The organism is Saccharopolyspora gloriosae (assembly GCF_022828475.1).
GTDB classification, from domain to species: Bacteria; Actinomycetota; Actinomycetes; order Mycobacteriales; family Pseudonocardiaceae; genus Saccharopolyspora_C; species Saccharopolyspora_C gloriosae_A.
This window is the reverse complement of sequence record NZ_CP059557.1, coordinates 826,013-842,422: the sequence shown is the minus strand read 5'-3', so window position 1 is coordinate 842,422 and position 16,410 is coordinate 826,013. Positions and strand designations below refer to the sequence as shown.

The following is a 16,410-nucleotide window of genomic DNA, read 5'->3' as shown; positions in this document are numbered from 1 at the left end:
ACTTGAGCGGGCGGCCTCGCCATCGGCCCTAGGAGGCGACCATGCAACACCACAAGTACGACGTGGTCATCGTCGGCGCCGGCGGCGCCGGGATGCGCGCGGCGATCGAGTCGGGCCAGCGCGCCCGGACCGCCGTGCTGACGAAGCTCTACCCCACGCGCTCCCACACCGGCGCGGCCCAGGGCGGCATGTGCGCTGCGCTGGCCAACGTCGAAGAGGACAACTGGGAGTGGCACACCTTCGACACCATCAAGGGCGGCGACTACCTCGTCGACCAGGACGCCGCCGAGGTCATGGCCAAGGAGGCCATCGACTCGGTGCTGGACCTGGAGAAGATGGGGCTGCCGTTCAACCGGACGCCGGAAGGCAAGATCGACCAGCGCCGGTTCGGCGGACACACCCGTGACCACGGCAAGTCCCCGGTGCGCCGGGCCTGCTACGCCGCGGACCGCACCGGCCACATGATCCTGCAGACGCTGTACCAGAACTGCATCAAGCACGGCGTGGAGTTCTTCAACGAGTTCTACGTCCTCGACGTCACCATGAGCGAGGACGAGAACGGCGAAGAGGTCTGCACCGGCGCCATCGCCTACGAGCTCGCCACCGGCGAGATCCACGTCTTCGAGGCGAAGTCCGTCGTGTTCGCCACCGGCGGTTTCGGCAAGGTCTTCAAGACGACGTCCAACGCCCACACCCTCACCGGTGACGGCATGGGCATCATCTACCGCAAGGGCCTGCCGCTGGAGGACATGGAGTTCTACCAGTTCCACCCGACCGGTCTGGCCGGGCTGGGCATCCTCATCTCGGAGGCGGTCCGCGGCGAGGGCGGCATCCTGCGCAACGCCGACGGCGAACGCTTCATGGAGCGCTACGCCCCGACGATCAAGGACTTGGCGCCGCGCGACATCGTCGCCCGTTCCATGGCCCTGGAAGTGCTGGAAGGCCGCGGCGCCGGTCCGAACAAGGACTACGTGCTGCTCGACGTCACGCACCTCGGCGCGGACGTGCTGGAGCAGAAGCTGCCGGACATCACCGAGTTCTCCCGCACCTACCTGGGCGTGGAGCCGACCGCCGAGCCGGTGCCGGTGTACCCGACCGCGCACTACGCGATGGGCGGTATCCCCACCAACATCGTCGGTGAGGTGCTCAAGGACAACGAGACCACCGTGCGCGGCCTGTACGCCGCGGGCGAGTGCGCGTGCGTCTCGGTCCACGGCTCGAACCGCCTCGGCACGAACTCGCTGCTGGACATCAACGTGTTCGGCCGCCGCGCGGGCATCGCCGCCGCGGAGTACGCCAACGGCAACGAGCACGTGGAGCTCCCGGAAGAGCCCGCGAAGCTCGTCGAGGGCATGGTCGAACACCTGCGCACCGCGCACGGCGGGGAGCGGGTCGCCACGATCCGCACCGAGCTGCAGGAGACGATGGACGCGAACGCCTCGGTGTACCGCACCGAGGAGACCTTGAAGCAGGCGCTGTCGGACGTGCAGGCGCTCAAGGAGCGCTACGGCCGGATCGCGGTCCACGACAAGGGCAAGCGGTTCAACTCGGACCTGCTGGAGGCCATCGAGCTCGGCTTCCTGCTGGACCTCGCGGAGTCGCTGGTGCACGCGGCGCTGGCGCGCAAGGAGTCCCGCGGCGGGCACGCCCGCGAGGACTACACCGCCCGCGACGACACGAACTTCATGCGCCACAGCATGTCGTACAAGCAGCTGCCCGACGCCGAGGATCCGAACGCGCCACTGGGACTGACCGGCTTCCAGTCCGACATCCGGTTGGACTACAAGCCCGTCGTCGTGACCCGGTACCAGCCGATGGAGCGTAAGTACTGATGACCGCAACCGTCACGAACACCGAACAGACCACCGACCTGCCTTCGGACGCACCGCCGATCCCCGAGGGCGCGACCATGGTCACGGTCCGCATCCAGCGGTTCAACCCTGAGGTCGACGAGGACCTGCACTGGGAGTCCTTCCGGATCCCGGCGCTGCCCAGTGACCGCGTGCTGAACCTGCTGCACTACATCAAGTGGTACGTCGACGGCTCGCTGACGTTCCGCCGGTCGTGCGCGCACGGTGTCTGCGGCTCGGACGCGATGCGCATCAACGGCGTCAACCGCTTGGCGTGCAAGGTCCTGATGAAGGACCTGCTCTCGAAGAACGGTGAGACGACGATCAGCGTCGAGCCGATCAAGGGCCTGCCGGTCCACAAGGACCTGCTCGTCGACATGGAGCCGTTCTTCGAGGCGTACCGGGCGATCAAGCCGTACTTGGTCACTTCGGGCAACGCACCGACGCGGGAGCGCACCCAGTCCGTCGCCGAGCGCGAGCGCTTCGACGACACCACCAAGTGCATCCTGTGCGCGGCGTGCACCACCTCGTGCCCCGTGTACTGGTCGGACGGTTCGTACTTCGGCCCGGCGGCGATCGTCAACGCGCACCGGTTCATCTTCGACAGCCGCGACGAGGCCGCCGAGGAGCGCCTGGACATCCTCAACGACGTGGACGGCGTGTGGCGCTGCCGCACCACGTTCAACTGCACGGACGCCTGCCCGCGTGGCATCCAGGTCACCAAGGCGATCCAAGAGGTCAAGCGAGCCCTGATGTTCCGCCGCCGCTGACCCCGAGCACGACAACGGCGCCCGCTCCCTCCCGGAGCCGGGCGCCGTTGTCGTTCAGCGGCCGAATTCGCCTCGTGGAAGCGCACGACTCGCCGGTCACTGCGCCTCGGTGAAACGTTCGTGGCCCACGACGCCCAGGAGTTCGAGTTTGGCGTGACCTTCGGTGCCCGGGGCCGCGGTGAGCACCAGCAGGGCTTGGGACTGGTCTTCGGTGAACAGGACCTGGCAGTCCAGCTCGATCGGCCCGAGTTCGGGGTGCAGCAGGGTCTTGTGATCCGCGAAGCGCTTCGCGACCTCGTGGCGTTGCCACAGCTCGGCGAACTCCGCGCTCTCCCGCTGCAACGCGCGCACCAGCTCACCGGCGGCGGAGGCGTCGCCCATCGCCCCGTAGCTGTTGCGCAGGTTCGCGACCTGCGCGCGGCTCTGCCGGTCCCGGTCGTCCTCCGGGTACATCCGGCGCTCGTGCTCCGGGTCGGTGAACCAGCGGTAGACCTCGCTGCGGGCCGGCCCGGTGTACCCGGAGCGGTCACCGAGCAGGGCGCAGGCCATCCGGTTCTGCACCAGCGTCTCCCCCAGCGCGGAAAGGATCATCGCCGGGGTGTCGTCCAGCCGGTCCAGGACCCGCAGCAGCGCGGGCGCCACGTGCGTCCCCGCGAGCACCGGCGTCGGGGCGTTGTGCCCGGCCACCCGGAACAGGTAGTCCCGCTCGTCACCGGTCAGCCGCAGCGCCCTGGACAGCGCGGTCAACAGCTGCGCGCTCGGGTGCGGGCCGCGGCGCTGCTCCAGCCGCGTGTAGTAGTCCGTGGACATCCCGGCCAGCGACGCCACTTCCTCCCGCCGCAACCCGGGTGTGCGCCTGCGCGCGCCCGGGGGCAGGCCGACGTCGGCGGGGCGCAACGCCTCCCGGCGGCGGGCCAGGAAGGTGGCGAGTGCGGCTCGGTCCATGCCACCAGCATGACTCCGGCCGCCGTCGCCGACCAGGGACCGCGGATCCCCCGATAACCGATCTCTGCACGCGCGGGCGCCGTGCGCTGAGACTCGTGGCATGCACATCAGTGGGAACACCATCTTCATCCCCGGGGCCGGCAGCGGCATCGGCCTCGCTCTCGCGACGCGCCTCCAGGCCAAGGGGAACACCGTCATCATCGGCGGTCGCCGCGAGGAACTGCTCGCGCGGATCGCCGCCGAGAACCCCGGCATCAGCACCGTGCGGATCGACACCACCGACCCGGCGAGCATCCGGGACGCCTCCGCCGAGGTGCTGGCGCGGCACCCCGAGCTCAACGTGCTCGTCCCGATGGCGGGGATCATGCGCGTCGAGGATTGGCACGCGCCCGCCGGTTTCCTCGAATCGGCCGAGGACATCATCACCACGAACGTGCTCGGCCCGATCCGGCTCATCGCCGAGTTCATCGAGCATCTGCAGGCGCGGCCGGACGCCACCGTCCTCACCGTGTCCTCCGGCCTGGCGTTCAGCCCGCTGCGCGCCACGCCCAGCTACAACGCGTCGAAGGCCGCGATCCACATGCTCACCGAGTCGCTGCGGCTGCAGCTGGCGGACACCAGCGTGCGGATGCAGGAGCTCGCGCCGCCTGCCGTGCGCACCGACCTGCTGCCCGGGCAGCGCGACAGCGCGCACGCGATGCCGCTGGACGAGTTCGCCGACGAGGTCATGGCCCTGCTCGAATCCCGGCCCGAAGCGCGGGAAGTCCTGGTCGAGCGGGTGAAGTTCCTCCGCTATGGCGAGGCGCGCGGCGACTACGACCAGGTGGTGGCCGCGCTCAACGCCGCCGACCCGAACGGCAAGTGATCAACAGGTCAGCGGAGAGGCCGCGCCCTTCGCCAACCTGAAAGTGCCCGCCGGATCGCTGACGCCGCGCAGCGGGAACGGCTCGTGCACCGCGTCACCGACCTGTACGTCGAGATCTACGGCGAACAGGCCCGCACCACCACCGTCGTCCTCGTGGAGGACGTCGCCGATGGCGGCTGGGGAATCGGCGGCGGAGTGCTGACCCTCGCCATGCTCCGAGGCGAGCAGTCGCCGCACACCCCGTCGCCCGGAGGTTGGCGCCCGGTTCAGGAGCGGGTGGCGCGGAAGGCCTTCCAGCCGAGGATCCCGATGGCGGTGCCGAGCACCAGCGACACCGCGGCGATCACCAGGTGCGCGAGGAGGTACGGGGTCGGCGAGCCGGCCTGCCAGGAGTTCTCGCTGACCCAGATGTTGCGGAAGAAGGTCGGCCACAGCAGCCAGGACCAGACGCCGAAGGCGAGCAGGAGCAGGGCGGTACGGCGGGAGAGCGTCACGCCGACCAGTATCGACCCGCTTCGAGGCCGTCCTCGCACGGCCCGGTCCGCAGGTGGTCCAGGTCTCCCGGCACCGGCGCGGTTCCGGTGCCGGGGGCCGTGATCGCGGGGGCCGCTCGTACACCGTGCGCACGATGATCTCCGCCTACCGGGGATCATCGCGGAACCGCGTTCGCTAGCCTGAGTTCGTGCCCGTGAGAGCTCACCGCCCGGTCGCCCCGGTCCGCACAACGCCCCCGTTTCCGTCGAGAAATCCGGCATTCGCGCCGAACACCTCGAAAGCTTCGGGAGCGTCAGTGGATCAGCGCAGATCGTTTTCTGAACATGGGTCGCGGTCGACCCACCGGACGAGCTCGGCGGGCCTGCGGCTCGCCACGGCAGGCTGCGCCGCGCTCCTGCTGCTCGGGCTGACGCCGCTGGCCGCGGCCGCGGCGCCCGCGCAGGCGAGCTGTCCGGACGCCGCGGCGCCACCGGCGGCGGTGGACACCTCCGAGGTCCCGCCGCCGGGAGTGCCCGCTCCGGAACCGCTGCCGATCCCGGACGAGCCCGTCGGCGGCCCGCGGCTCGGCGAATGCGGGGAGGTCACGCCACGCGGCGCCGCACCCGCACCGATCGATCCGATCGCCGCCCAGTCCTGGGTGCTGGCCGACCTGGACACGGGTGAGGTCGTGGCGGCCCGCGATCCGCACGCGCGGCACCGCCCGGCCTCCACGATCAAAGTGCTCACCGCGCTGGTGGCGATCCGCGAACTCGACCTGGACGACAGGATCGTCGCGACCCAGGCCGACGCCGACCAGGAAGGCAGCCGCGTCGGGCTCGAACCCGGCGTCGACTACACCGTGCGGCAAGTGCTGGCCGGTCTGATCATGCAGTCCGGCAACGACGCCGCGCACGCGCTCGCGATGAAACTCGGCGGCGTTGATCGGACCGTCGCGAAGATGAACGCGCTCGCCGCCGAGATCGGCGGGCACGACACTCGCACCGCCACACCGTCCGGTTTGGACGGTCCGGGGATGAGCACCTCCGCCTACGACCTCGCGTTGATCTTCCGCGCCGCGATGGAGCACCCCGAGTTCGCGAAAGCCGAGGCGACGCGGGAGATCCAGCTGCCCGGCAAACCGGGCGGGCCGCCGGTGCCGGTGGAAAGCGACAACGCCGTGCTGTGGAACTACCCGGGAGCGCTCGGTGGCAAGACCGGCTTCACCGACGACGCGCGGCACACCTTCATCGCGGCGGCCGAACGCGACGGCAGGCGGCTGGTCGCGGTGCTGCTGCGCGGGGAGAACAAGCCGGTCCGGCAGTCGAAGTACACGATGGACCTGCTCGACTACGGATTCTCGCTGCCGCGCGACGCGTCGGTGGGTGAGCTGGTGACCGAGCCGTCGCCGACATCGGAGGCCGAGCAGGAACCGGGACCGCAGGCCGCGGCCGACGTGGACGAGCCGACCTCACCGATGTACGGCACCGTCGGCGGACCGCTGACCGTGCTGGCGGTGCTGATCATCGTGGTGGCCGGTGCGTTCGCCGTGCTGCGCAGGCGCCGCGCCAAGCTCGCCGCCGCCCGTCGCGCTGCCGATCACGCAACCGACCATCCCTGATCCCGCGGTCGCCTACCGGACGAAGAACCGGGATTCAGCAGGAGAAACGGCTCGCCCGGCCCGGTTCGGGGCAGGGCCGGGGAGCCGCGCGCCCCGTGCGGTGGCCACCGCACGGGGCCGGAGTCGGTGACCGGTTCGGGGTCGCACCGTGAGGGTGGTCCGAAGGTCAACCGGAGCCACCCGCCACCAACTCCTACAAACGAGAATGCCGGGACTCGCTTCGAGGCGAAGCAGTGCGATTACCCGAGTACTACCTAGCCCGTCCGAGTGATCACGTGGTGTGGAGCCGTTTCAGCATGACCTGCATCGGCGGCCGCTCAGCGGAACCTCGGCGGCGTCGCCGCCGACAGGACGGCGATTGCCGCACGGACTCTTGAATACCGCGCTCAGCGGCGTCGGCGGAGGGTCCAGCCGAGCACGGCGCCCAGGCCGAACAGGCCGACGGTCGTGGCACGGCCGGACTTGCGGACCCGCACCTCCGGGCGGATCACGGCCGGCGGGGGCGGCTCCGGCAGGGCGCGTTGTTCGTTCTCCGCCGCTGAAGCCGTCCAGGCCGTGACGAACAGGATGAAGCGCGAGGTCAGGTACGCGAACACGAGCAGGCCCAGGATCGGGCCGAAGGCGGCGGCCGCGGGAGAGCCGGTGACGCTGCCCAGGTAGATCACTCCGACCTGCTTGAGCACCTCGAAACCGACCGCGGCGAACAGGCCGCCCCACATGGCGCTGCGCAACGTCACCGGAGTGCGCGGCAGCCGCGCCAGCACCCAGGTGAACACCAGCCAGCCGGCCAGCAGAGACAACAGGATCGCGAGCACCTTGAGCACGATCCGCGCGGGCAGCGTGTTCCCGATGCCCAGCAACCCGAACAGCGCGCGCCCCGCGCCGCCGCCGATCGCGCTGAGTCCGAACGAGATCGCCATCGCCAGCCCCAACCCGAACAGCGACAGCAGGTCCGACCCGAGCCGCTTCAGCATCGGCGGCGCCTGCTGGTCCTGGCTCCACTGCGCGGTCAACGCCTCGCGCAGGTTGGTCATCCAGCCGAGCCCCGAGTACAGCGCCACGAGCAGGCCCACGATCCCGACCGCTCCCGCCTGCTCGATCGCCTGTTCCACGACCTGGTTGAGCATGCCGCTCATCTCCGGGTTCGGGATCGCCTCGGTGATCGACCGGCGCAGCTGGTCCAGCAGGTCCGGGTTGCCCGCCAGCACAAAACCGGCGGCGGCGAACGAGATCATCAGCAGCGGCACCAGCGCGAGCACGCTGAAGTAGGTGATCGCGGCGGCGTAGTAGTCGCCGTACTGGTTCTGATACCGCGCCGCCGCACGGATCAACCGGTCCAGCGAGGGATGGTCCCGCCGCAACCGTTCCAGCAGTCCGGGGGCGCCATCACCGGGTGTGGCGCTGCGCGCCGGTTGACTGCGATCCGTCACGGATTCACCTCCAGGCCCATCCGGGACTGCCCCGAACGGGCCTGAGGCTACCGCTGAATGATCTCCTCAGCGCAGAGGCGGCAGGAAGCCGACGCGGTCGTAGGTGAGCCGCAGCGTCTCCGTGGCCACCTCCCGCGCGTGCTCGGCTCCCCGGCGCAGCACCTTGTCGAGCTCGGCCGGGTCCGCCAGGTAGCCGTTGACCTTCTCCTGGAACGGTGTCGCGAACTCGACGAAGGTCTCGCCGACGGCCTTTTTCAGGTCGCCGTAGCCCTTGCCCTCGAACTCGGCCTCGAGTTCGGTGATGGAGCCGCCGGTGAGCGAGGACTGGATCGCGAGCAGGTTGCTCACGCCCGCCTTGTTCTCCGGGTCGTAGCGGATCTCGCGCTCGTTGTCGGTGACCGCGGAGCGGATCTTCTTCGCGGAGCGCTTCGGCTCCTCCAGCAGGTCGATGACGCCGCTCGGCTGGGACTTGCTCATCTTCGCCGACGGATCCTGCAGGTCCTGGATCTTGGCGGCTTCCTTCGGGATGTGCGCGGAAGGCACGGTGAAGGTGTCGCCGTAGCGGGAGTTGAACCGCTGCGCGAGGTTGCGGGTGAGTTCCAGGTGCTGGCGCTGGTCCTCGCCGACGGGAACCTGATTCGCCTGGTACAGCAGGATGTCCGCGGCCTGCAGCACCGGGTAGGTGAACAGTCCGACGCTGATGTGGTCGGCGTCTTGGCGGGCGGACTTGTCCTTGAACTGCGTCATCCGCCCGGCCTCGCCGAAGCCCGCGAGGCACTCCAGCACCCAGCTCAGCTGGGCGTGCTCGGGCACGTGGCTCTGCACGAACAAGGTGGACGCGTCCGGGTCGATGCCCAGCGCGAGCAGCTGCGCCGCGGAGACGCGGGTGCGCTTGCGCAGCAGCTCCGGATCTTGCGCGACGGTGATCGCGTGCAGGTCGACGACGCAGTAGAAGGCGTCGTGGTCGGCTTGCATCCGCACCCAGGACCGCAGTGCGCCCAGGTAGTTGCCGAGGTGGAAGGAGTCGGCGGTGGGCTGGATGCCCGACAGGACACGGGGACCGCGTCCCGTCGCCGAGTCGCCTGCTGCGGAATTACGCGGGCTCTGGGTGGCCGAGTCGTCGCTGCTCACCCGTTGATTCTCGCAAGGTCCACCGGGTCGGGGGGACCGGGTCGCGCATCTCGGCGGTGAGCGCGCTCGCGGTCAGCCCTTGCGCTGGTTCTCCGGCTGGATCTCGATCTTCTTGCGGCGGAGCACGCCGGCGAGCATGCCCACGACCCCGAAACCGACGGCGGCGAGACCGACCGGGGTCGCCGCGAACTCGAAGATGTTGTCCTGCGCGAGGATCCGGTCACCGCCCGCGGCTTGCGCGGTGGCGGTACCCAGGATCGTGGTGGCCATCAACAGCCCCACTACCAATCCTCGCGCGGTCACGCGAGTAAATCGGCTACGCACGAGCGTTGCCTCCCTTAACGGTTAACCCGTACGGGTCACAGAACTCTCGATCCGGTTGCGGACCGTACCGATCGCAAGTGAACACCACAGTCGCGTTGCGTAAACCGGCCACAACGCAAAGATCCTATTTACCCCCTGAAGCGTGGCCGCAGCGGGTACCCGAACCGACGATCATCACTGATCGCAGCTGGTGAGCGGGACTTGCTCGCACGATGCGATGAATTAACACGGTTCCACCCGTGACGAGTGCCATAACTCTGGTAGACGGCAAGACCGGCAAGGCGTTGGCGCATTCGCCCTAAGAGCTCTCCCCGGAACGGAGGAGCCTCAACGCGGCGAGCTCAGCGATCACCACGAGTCCTCGGAACGTCACCGAGCGCACACCTCGAATACGCCGGATTACTCCTTTTCGCCCTACCCAAGATCCCCGGATAGGCGGAGTATCCGACGATCATTCACTGATCGCTCGGTACGAGCGTGCCGTGGGAGGACACGTGTCACCACATCGATCGACATCGCGAATGCCCGGGAAATCCCTGCGCATCGCGGGTTCCGCGTTGGCGTTGAGCCTGCTGATCCCGGCCGTCGCCGCCGTTCCGTCACCCGTTTCAGCGCCCGCCGCGACGGCGGCCGAGGCTGCCGCGCCCGCGCACTTCGTCGTCCTGGGGCCGACGGGTGACGGCCTGCGTTCGACCGAGGACTCGGTGCGCGCCGTCGGCGGCACCGTGGTGCAGAGCTGGCCGCAGATCGGCGTGGTCGTCGCGACCTCCACCGATCCGGGCTTCGCCGCCGCCGTGCGCACGCAACCCGCGGTGGACCAGGCGGGAGCGAGCCGCAACCTCGCCGAACAACTACCGCCCGCCCCACCGAGCACCAGGCTGGAGCAGCTGGAGGGCACCGCCGACCCGCGCCCCGCCGCGGTGAGCGGGCAAGAGCCGCTGGAAACCGACCAGTGGGACCTGCCGCTGATCAAGGCCGATCAGGCGCACGCGATCTCCCAGGGCAGCGAGGACGTCACCGTCGGCGTGCTCGACTACGGCATCGACCCGGAACACCCGGACCTGAAGCCGAATCTGGACCTGTCGAAGTCGGTGAGCTGCGCCGATCAGGGCATTCCGAACACCGCCGTCGAGGCGTGGGCTCCGCAGGACGACACCCAGGCGCACGGCACGCACGTGGCGGGCACGATCGCCGCGGCCCGCAACGGAGTCGGCGTCGCGGGCGTCGCGCCGGACGCAGGCCTCGCCTCGGTGCGCGTGATCGACGACGACGGGTTCATCTATCCCGAATACGCGGTGTGCGGCTTCATCTGGGCCGCCGAGCACGGTTTCGACGTCACGAACAACTCGTACTTCGTCGACCCCTGGTACCTGTGGTGCGAGAACGACCCCGATCAGCGCGCGGGAGCCGAAGCGGTGCGTCGGGCCGTCGCCTACGCGGCGGGCCACGACGTGGTGAACGTGGCCGCCGCGGGCAACAGCGGCTGGGACCTGTCGCAGCCGATCCACGACACCAACAGCCCGAACAACGGCGGCCCGGTGCAGGATCGGCAGACCGGCCACGACTGCACCGTGCTGCCCGGTGAACTGCCCGGCGTGGTGACCGTGTCCTCGGTGGGCGTGGACTCGGTGAAGTCGTACTTCTCCAACTACGGCTTGGGTTCGACGACGGTGACCGCACCGGGCGGCGACGCGAAGCAGATTCCGCAGACGCCGTCGGCGAACGGCCGGATCCTCTCCAGCGTCCCCGGTGGCGGCTGGGGCTGGATGCAGGGCACCTCGATGGCGTCGCCGCACGCGGCGGGCGTGGTGGCGTTGCTGCGCAGCACTCATCCGGAGTGGAACGCGCCGCAGACGACGGGCGCGCTGTCCGGGCAGGCGGACGCGCTGCCGTGCCCGACGGCCTACGACCCCGATGGCGACGGCAAACCGGACGCGGTGTGCGAGGGCGGCGAGACCGGCGCCGGTTTCTACGGCGCGGGTCTGATCGACGCCCTCGACGCGGTCGGCTGATCCGGGCGCCGGTGCGCCTGCTGCGGAGGGCGCACCGGCGCGGTCCCGCCCGTCGAGCGGGCGAATTCGCCGTACCATCGACCGCCGGAATCACCGACCGATCGGCCTCAGTCCGGCCGTTCCTCTCCCGGCGCCACCCAGCCGCGCCGTTCGCCTTCGTCGATCAGGGACCGCGCTGCCGTCCACAGTGGATCGGACGCCTCGCCGATCACGGCCTTGCGTTCCCGGACCGTGTCCGCGGTGACGCCGGGGGTGCGCCACGTCCCGCCGCCGGCGAGCCAGTTCAGCAGCAGCGGCTGCACCCGGTCCATCGCCTTGGCGAATCGCGCCTCCGGTGAACGCCGCGCCTCGAACTCGTCCCACAGTTCGCGGAAGTACCGCTCCTGGTCGTCGGGCAGCAGCCCGAACAAGCGGTCCGCGGCCGCGATCTCCCGCTGTTGCTGGCTTTCCCGGCCTTCGTCGTCGTAGAGCGGCGTGTCACCGGCGTAGATCTCGACCAGGTCGTGCACCACAACGAGCTGGACGGTGCGGCCGACATCGATCACCTCGTCGGAGTGCTCGGCCAGCACCGCCACCATCAACGCCAGGTGCCAGGAGTGCTCGGCGTCGTTCTCCCGCCGATCGGCGGCGGCCAGCGGCGACCGCCGCAGCACGGTCTTGAGCTTGTCCACCTCGGCCAGGAACACGAGCTGCTCCCGCAACCTGCCACCGACGGCATCGGGCAGCGGGTTGCGTTGCGCGATCAGTTCATCTTCGAAGTCCACCGGTCCAGGTTGACATCGCCGAAGTCCGATCAACCACCCGCGCGGTCCTCGTCGCCCGTCAGCGCGCGCCGCTGCGGTCAACATCGTCCGCGCTACTCGCCGATGCGCCCGTCGATCCGTTCGCGCAGCAGGTCGGCGTGGCCGTTGTGCCGGGCGTACTCCTCGATCATGTGCACCAGGAGCTCGCGCAGCGATCGCACGCTCCCGTCATGCCCGACGAAGTCGAGTTCGGTATCGGCCGCGAAACGCTCGGCGAAGGCGATCTCCTCCCGCCAAGCCGCGAACGCTTCGTCCGCGACCGCTTGATCGGCCACGGCACCGTCGAAGTCGCCGTCGGGTTCGTCCGCGGTCTGGTAGCGCGTGGGCACGTCCTGACCGGCGAACCGTCGACGGAACCAGACGCGCTCCACGTCGGCGAGGTGACGCACCAGCCCGAGCAGCGACATCGTCGACGGCTCCACCGCCCGGCGAGCGAGCTGCTCGGCATCGAGCCCCTCGCACTTGATCCGCAAGGTCAACCGCTGATACCGCAGGAACTCGACGAGCGTCGCCCGCTCATCCCCCACCGGCGCACCGTTCTCCCGCGGATCCACCGCCGGATCCAAGAACAAATCCGCCCGATGCCGAGGCTTGGTCATGAGGTGATCCTCGCCGCGAACCCACTTCAACGGCAACCGAATTTCCCGAACCCACGGATATTCGCTCGGCCGCCCATCACCCCGCGCCGAACTCGCGACGAGCACCCGACGAATCCATGAACCCCGCCACCGGCCCATGCTTGCGCCCGCAACCGGACGATCACAGGTCGAACGACACCGTGACCGGGGCGTGGTCGCGCCAGCGCTTGCCGGAGGAGAGCGCTCGTTCGACCCAGGCGTCGACGGCGTGCTCGACCAGGCCGGGCGTCGCCACCTGGTAGTCGATCCGCCAGTCGACTGAGGCTGTCGAAAGCCCCATCGCCGGCGGGCGTCAGAGATTCGCGATGAGAGCCAGTACGCGGTCGGGGCCTTCCGCCATGACGTTGTGCGTGGTTTCCCAGGAGTGCACGGTGAACTCCTCGTCGGCGCGCGCCCGAGCCGTCATGGCGGCCATCGGTGATGGCCCCGGCCAGTCCGTCGCCTCGACGTAGTGCTTCACCGGTACCCGTCGCCACGCTCCCGTCAGCTTGGAGGCCTGCATCAAGGTGGCCAGCGGATGCGGACGAGCCCGCTCATCGAAGAAGGGAAGCGGGTCGACAAAGGCTCCGGTGCGAGCCGACTCGCTGATGTACCAGGCGTGCTCCTCATCGTTGGTCATGGACCAACATGAGTCACCGTCCTCGGGCACCAGCGCATCGAGATACACGAGCGCTCGGATTCGATCGGGCTCGGCATCGGCGACACCGCTGATGATGCTGCCGCCATAGCTGTGGCCGACGAGAACCGCGTCCCTGCCCTGCTCCGCTGTTGCCTCAACGGGCACAGCTCGCAACGCCTCGACCGCCTGGGCCACGTGGTCATCCAAGGTGATCACCCTTCGCGGCAGCTCGGCGTCAGGGTCCAGACCATGTGGCGTGACCGCAACAGCGGTGTGCCCCGCTCCCTCCAGCGCTTCGACCAGCGGGGCGTACCACCAACCGCCATGGTTGGCGCCGGGCACGAGCAAGTAAACGGTCATGGCGGAGTCCCTCCAACGCGGTCCGCGGCATTCTGGCACCGCCGACCGACAGGCCGGTCGTCCGAAGAGCGACGGTTGCGAGATCCGCGTCGGAGATCGAGACGTCACACCACGTCGAAGACCGCCGTCACCGGGGCGTGGTCGGACCAGCGCTTGTCATAGCTCGGGGCCTTCTCCACGTAGGCGTCCTTGCAGCGGCTCGCCAGGTCGGGCGAACCGGCGATGAGATCGATCCGCCAGCCCGAGTCGTTGTCGAAAGCCTTGCCGCGGTAGGACCACCACGAATACGGGCCGGGGCCTTCGGGATTGCGGGCGCGGAAGACGTCGACGTAACCGAGTTCGTCGAAGACGCGGCTCATCCATTCCCGTTCCTCGGGCAGGAAACCCGCGGACTTCTGGTTGGCCTTCCAGTTCTTCAGGTCGATCTCGCGGTGCGCGATGTTCCAATCCCCGCAGACGAGGACCTCTTTCCCCGCCTCGCTCGCGCGGGCGCGCAAGGATTCGAGGTAGGGCAGGAATTCCGCCATGAACCGTTCCTTCTCGTCCTGGCGTTCCGTGCCGACCTCGCCGCTGGGCAGGTAGAGGCTGGCGACGACCACACCGGGGAGCTCGATCTCGGCGTAGCGCCCGCTGTCGTCGAATTCGGCGCTGCCGAAGCCGATCCGGGAGGCCGCCGGTTCCGCGCGGGAGTACAGCGCGACACCGCTGCGCCCCTTCGCCGAGCTGGGCGCGAGCAGCGGATACCAGCCTTCGGGCTCGCGGACGGCGGCGCTGAGCTGCTCCGGTTCGGCGCGGGTCTCCTGCATGCAGATGACGTCGGCTTCGGTTCCGGCCAGCCACTCGATGAAGCCCTTTTTCGCGGCGGCGCGCAATCCGTTGACGTTGACGGTCGAGACGGTGAACACGAGCACGAGCGTAACGATCGGCACCGACGAACCGACGTTGCGTTCGCCGAGGCTCTACGGGGAGACTTCCCCACATTGCAGTAACTGGGGATTCGGCAAGACGTTGATCATGGCGTGCGCGACCGGTTGGAACGGCTCACAACTTTCGTAGGTAGTGCAGTGTGATGAGCTAGACTGCCACGTCGGGCAACGGTGCGTACCTGAGTCATGACGTTGTGTCGAAACGACCGTATGGAATGCGGGAGGTCTGGACGTGACCACGGATGGTGCCGCGAGTGGCGGCCCCACCGCTCGTCGCCTGGTTCTGGGTAGCCAGCTGCGTCGGTTGCGCGAAGCCAGCGGAATCTCCCGCGAGGACGCCGGATACGAGATCCGCGGCTCCGGCTCCAAGATCAGCCGGCTGGAGCTCGGGCGGGTCGGCTTCAAGGAACGCGATGTCGCCGACCTGCTGACCCTCTACGGCGTCACCGACGAGTCCGAGCGCGGCTCCTTCCTCGAACTCGTCCGGCAGTCCAACCAGCCCGGCTGGTGGCACCGCTACAGCGACCTCGTCCCGTCGTGGTTCCAGGACTACGTGGGACTGGAGGAATCCGCCTCCCGGATCCAGACGTACGAGATCCAGTTCGTGCCCGGCCTGCTGCAGACCGAGACCTACGCGCGGGCGATCTCCAGCCAGGGCAGGCCGGAGGCCGTCGAGGACGAGGTGGAGCGCCGCGTCCGGCTGCGGATGCATCGCCAGCGGCTGTTCACCCAGCCGAACGCGCCGCGGCTCTGGGCGGTCATCGACGAGTCGGTGCTGCACCGGCCGATCGGCGGCGTGGACGTGCTGCGCGAGCAGATCGACCACCTGCTCGAGGTGATCAAGCTGCCGACGATCTCGTTGCAAGTACTGCCGCTCGATTTGGGCCGGTCCGGGGCCGAGGGCGCGTTCACCATCCTGCGGTTCGCCGAGCAGGAGATCCCGGACATCGTCTACCTCGAACACCTCTCCGGTGCGCTGTACTTGGACAAGCCGGAGGACGTCGAGTTGTACAGCAAGGTGAGTCACCGGCTCGCGGTCGATGCACAGACCCCCGAGGCGACCCGGAAGACCCTGCAAGCCGCCCGCAAGGCTCTCTACAAAGAGAGTTAGGTCACATTATCGCCTGGGCTGTTACGCGCCCGGCGCCGATGGCGGATCGTGCACACAGCCGTAAGCAGGATTAATCTGCGATTGGCGCTGCAGAGCTTCGACGCTGCGTGGTCGAATCTGTGCGCACCGTCACCGACCCTCGCTCCCGTGCGCCTGCACGTGCATTCATGATTTCAACGTTCAGTGATACGGTCCCTGCACGGCCGCATGCACGTGCATTTGGTCGTTGCAAGCAAGTCGGGGAAAGGCTGGGCCTTCGATGCCGGAGATCCGAAACGGAATGACCGCGGGGCACCTTGCCGACGCCGCCTGGCGCAAGAGCGCCTACAGCGGTTCGGTGGGCAACTGCGTGGAGCTGGCCTCCCTGCTGGACGGGGAGATCGCCGTCCGCAACTCGCGTTACCCCGACGGCCCCGCTCTCATCTACACCCGAGACGAGATCGCGGCCTTCCTGTCGGGAGCCAAGGACGGCGAGTTCGATGACTTGATCGTCTAACCCGTCAGCGCTCTCACCAGCATTCGACCAGCGTTCGC

At 68.9% G+C, this 16,410-nt stretch carries 17 protein-coding genes and 1 pseudogene; 8 read left to right on the top strand and 10 right to left on the bottom strand.

Translation table 11 applies throughout. The annotated features are described in order from the left end of the window. Nucleotides 1-41 precede the first annotated feature (41 nt). Together sdhA and H2Q94_RS03580 are read left to right on the top strand one after the other, a co-directional pair. Nucleotides 42-1,832 (top strand): succinate dehydrogenase flavoprotein subunit, encoded by a 1,791-nt coding sequence (gene sdhA, locus H2Q94_RS03585; protein ID WP_243791986.1) that lies wholly within the window; start codon nucleotides 42-44, stop codon nucleotides 1,830-1,832. Beyond that, entirely contained in the window at nucleotides 1,832-2,620 is a 789-nt protein-coding gene (locus tag H2Q94_RS03580) for a succinate dehydrogenase iron-sulfur subunit (RefSeq protein WP_243791985.1), read from the top strand. Before sdhA ends, H2Q94_RS03580 begins: the two co-directional genes overlap by 1 nt. A gap of 96 nt (nucleotides 2,621-2,716) precedes the next feature. Here the strand turns inward: H2Q94_RS03580 and H2Q94_RS03575 are convergent, their stop codons facing one another. Next, complete coding sequence (locus tag H2Q94_RS03575; RefSeq protein WP_243791984.1) at nucleotides 2,717-3,565, bottom strand: helix-turn-helix transcriptional regulator; 849 nt, start codon at nucleotides 3,563-3,565, stop codon at nucleotides 2,717-2,719. A gap of 100 nt (nucleotides 3,566-3,665) precedes the next feature. Between H2Q94_RS03575 and H2Q94_RS03570 the strand changes: the two genes are divergently transcribed. Continuing rightward, nucleotides 3,666-4,430, top strand: a complete 765-nt coding sequence (locus tag H2Q94_RS03570; RefSeq protein ID WP_243791982.1) for an SDR family oxidoreductase — start codon at nucleotides 3,666-3,668, stop codon at nucleotides 4,428-4,430. A gap of 84 nt (nucleotides 4,431-4,514) precedes the next feature. Continuing rightward, nucleotides 4,515-4,574, top strand: a pseudogene (locus H2Q94_RS03565) (hypothetical protein); the annotation flags it as partial. Nucleotides 4,575-4,696: 122 nt separating this feature from the next. On the opposite strand, the gene H2Q94_RS03560 reads toward H2Q94_RS03565, so the two are convergent. After that, the gene (locus tag H2Q94_RS03560) at nucleotides 4,697-4,924 is read right to left on the bottom strand and encodes an SCO4848 family membrane protein (protein ID WP_243791979.1); all 228 of its coding nucleotides are present in this window, start codon (nucleotides 4,922-4,924) and stop codon (nucleotides 4,697-4,699) included. Between the two features lie 296 nt (nucleotides 4,925-5,220). Here H2Q94_RS03560 and H2Q94_RS03555 point away from each other — a divergent pair, with 296 nt between their 5' ends. Further along, nucleotides 5,221-6,522 carry a D-alanyl-D-alanine carboxypeptidase family protein gene (locus H2Q94_RS03555; protein WP_243791977.1) on the top strand — a complete coding sequence of 434 codons (1,302 nt, stop codon included), beginning with the start codon at nucleotides 5,221-5,223 and terminating at the stop codon, nucleotides 6,520-6,522. 386 nt (nucleotides 6,523-6,908) lie between these two features. Here the strand turns inward: H2Q94_RS03555 and yhjD are convergent, their stop codons facing one another. The 3 genes from yhjD to H2Q94_RS03540 all read right to left on the bottom strand — a co-directional run bounded on the left by yhjD (nucleotide 6,909) and on the right by H2Q94_RS03540 (nucleotide 9,365). Beyond that, nucleotides 6,909-7,952, bottom strand: a complete 1,044-nt coding sequence (yhjD, locus tag H2Q94_RS03550) for an inner membrane protein YhjD (RefSeq protein WP_243791974.1) — start codon at nucleotides 7,950-7,952, stop codon at nucleotides 6,909-6,911. Nucleotides 7,953-8,018: 66 nt separating this feature from the next. Then, nucleotides 8,019-9,002: a tryptophan--tRNA ligase gene (gene trpS / locus H2Q94_RS03545; RefSeq protein ID WP_243795502.1), complete on the bottom strand. Its 984-nt coding sequence runs from the start codon at nucleotides 9,000-9,002 to the stop codon at nucleotides 8,019-8,021. Nucleotides 9,003-9,155: 153 nt separating this feature from the next. Further along, nucleotides 9,156-9,365: a hypothetical protein gene (locus H2Q94_RS03540; protein WP_243791972.1), complete on the bottom strand. Its 210-nt coding sequence runs from the start codon at nucleotides 9,363-9,365 to the stop codon at nucleotides 9,156-9,158. 563 nt (nucleotides 9,366-9,928) lie between these two features. Here H2Q94_RS03540 and H2Q94_RS03535 point away from each other — a divergent pair. Beyond that, nucleotides 9,929-11,419 (top strand): S8 family peptidase, encoded by a 1,491-nt coding sequence (locus H2Q94_RS03535; protein WP_243791970.1) that lies wholly within the window; start codon nucleotides 9,929-9,931, stop codon nucleotides 11,417-11,419. 107 nt (nucleotides 11,420-11,526) lie between these two features. On the opposite strand, the gene H2Q94_RS03530 is transcribed toward H2Q94_RS03535, so the two are convergent. The 5 genes from H2Q94_RS03530 to H2Q94_RS03510 all read right to left on the bottom strand — a co-directional run bounded on the left by H2Q94_RS03530 (nucleotide 11,527) and on the right by H2Q94_RS03510 (nucleotide 14,744). Beyond that, entirely contained in the window at nucleotides 11,527-12,183 is a 657-nt protein-coding gene (locus H2Q94_RS03530; protein WP_243791968.1) for an HD domain-containing protein, read from the bottom strand. Nucleotides 12,184-12,275: 92 nt separating this feature from the next. After that, nucleotides 12,276-12,821 (bottom strand): DinB family protein, encoded by a 546-nt coding sequence (locus tag H2Q94_RS03525; RefSeq protein ID WP_243791966.1) that lies wholly within the window; start codon nucleotides 12,819-12,821, stop codon nucleotides 12,276-12,278. A gap of 160 nt (nucleotides 12,822-12,981) precedes the next feature. Then, entirely contained in the window at nucleotides 12,982-13,140 is a 159-nt protein-coding gene (locus H2Q94_RS03520; protein ID WP_243791964.1) for a hypothetical protein, read from the bottom strand. Nucleotides 13,141-13,152: 12 nt separating this feature from the next. Then, the gene (locus H2Q94_RS03515) at nucleotides 13,153-13,839 is read right to left on the bottom strand and encodes an alpha/beta fold hydrolase (RefSeq protein WP_243791962.1); all 687 of its coding nucleotides are present in this window, start codon (nucleotides 13,837-13,839) and stop codon (nucleotides 13,153-13,155) included. A gap of 104 nt (nucleotides 13,840-13,943) precedes the next feature. Next, nucleotides 13,944-14,744: an exodeoxyribonuclease III gene (locus H2Q94_RS03510; RefSeq protein WP_243791960.1), complete on the bottom strand. Its 801-nt coding sequence runs from the start codon at nucleotides 14,742-14,744 to the stop codon at nucleotides 13,944-13,946. A 253-nt stretch (nucleotides 14,745-14,997) separates the two neighbouring features. Here H2Q94_RS03510 and H2Q94_RS03505 point away from each other — a divergent pair, with 253 nt between their 5' ends. Both H2Q94_RS03505 and H2Q94_RS03500 read left to right on the top strand, forming a co-directional pair. Further along, a complete protein-coding gene (locus H2Q94_RS03505; protein WP_243791958.1) occupies nucleotides 14,998-15,876 on the top strand; it encodes a helix-turn-helix domain-containing protein in 879 nt (292 codons plus the stop codon). A gap of 259 nt (nucleotides 15,877-16,135) precedes the next feature. Further along, nucleotides 16,136-16,372: a DUF397 domain-containing protein gene (locus H2Q94_RS03500; RefSeq protein WP_243791956.1), complete on the top strand. Its 237-nt coding sequence runs from the start codon at nucleotides 16,136-16,138 to the stop codon at nucleotides 16,370-16,372. The last annotated feature ends 38 nt before the right edge of the window (nucleotides 16,373-16,410 follow it).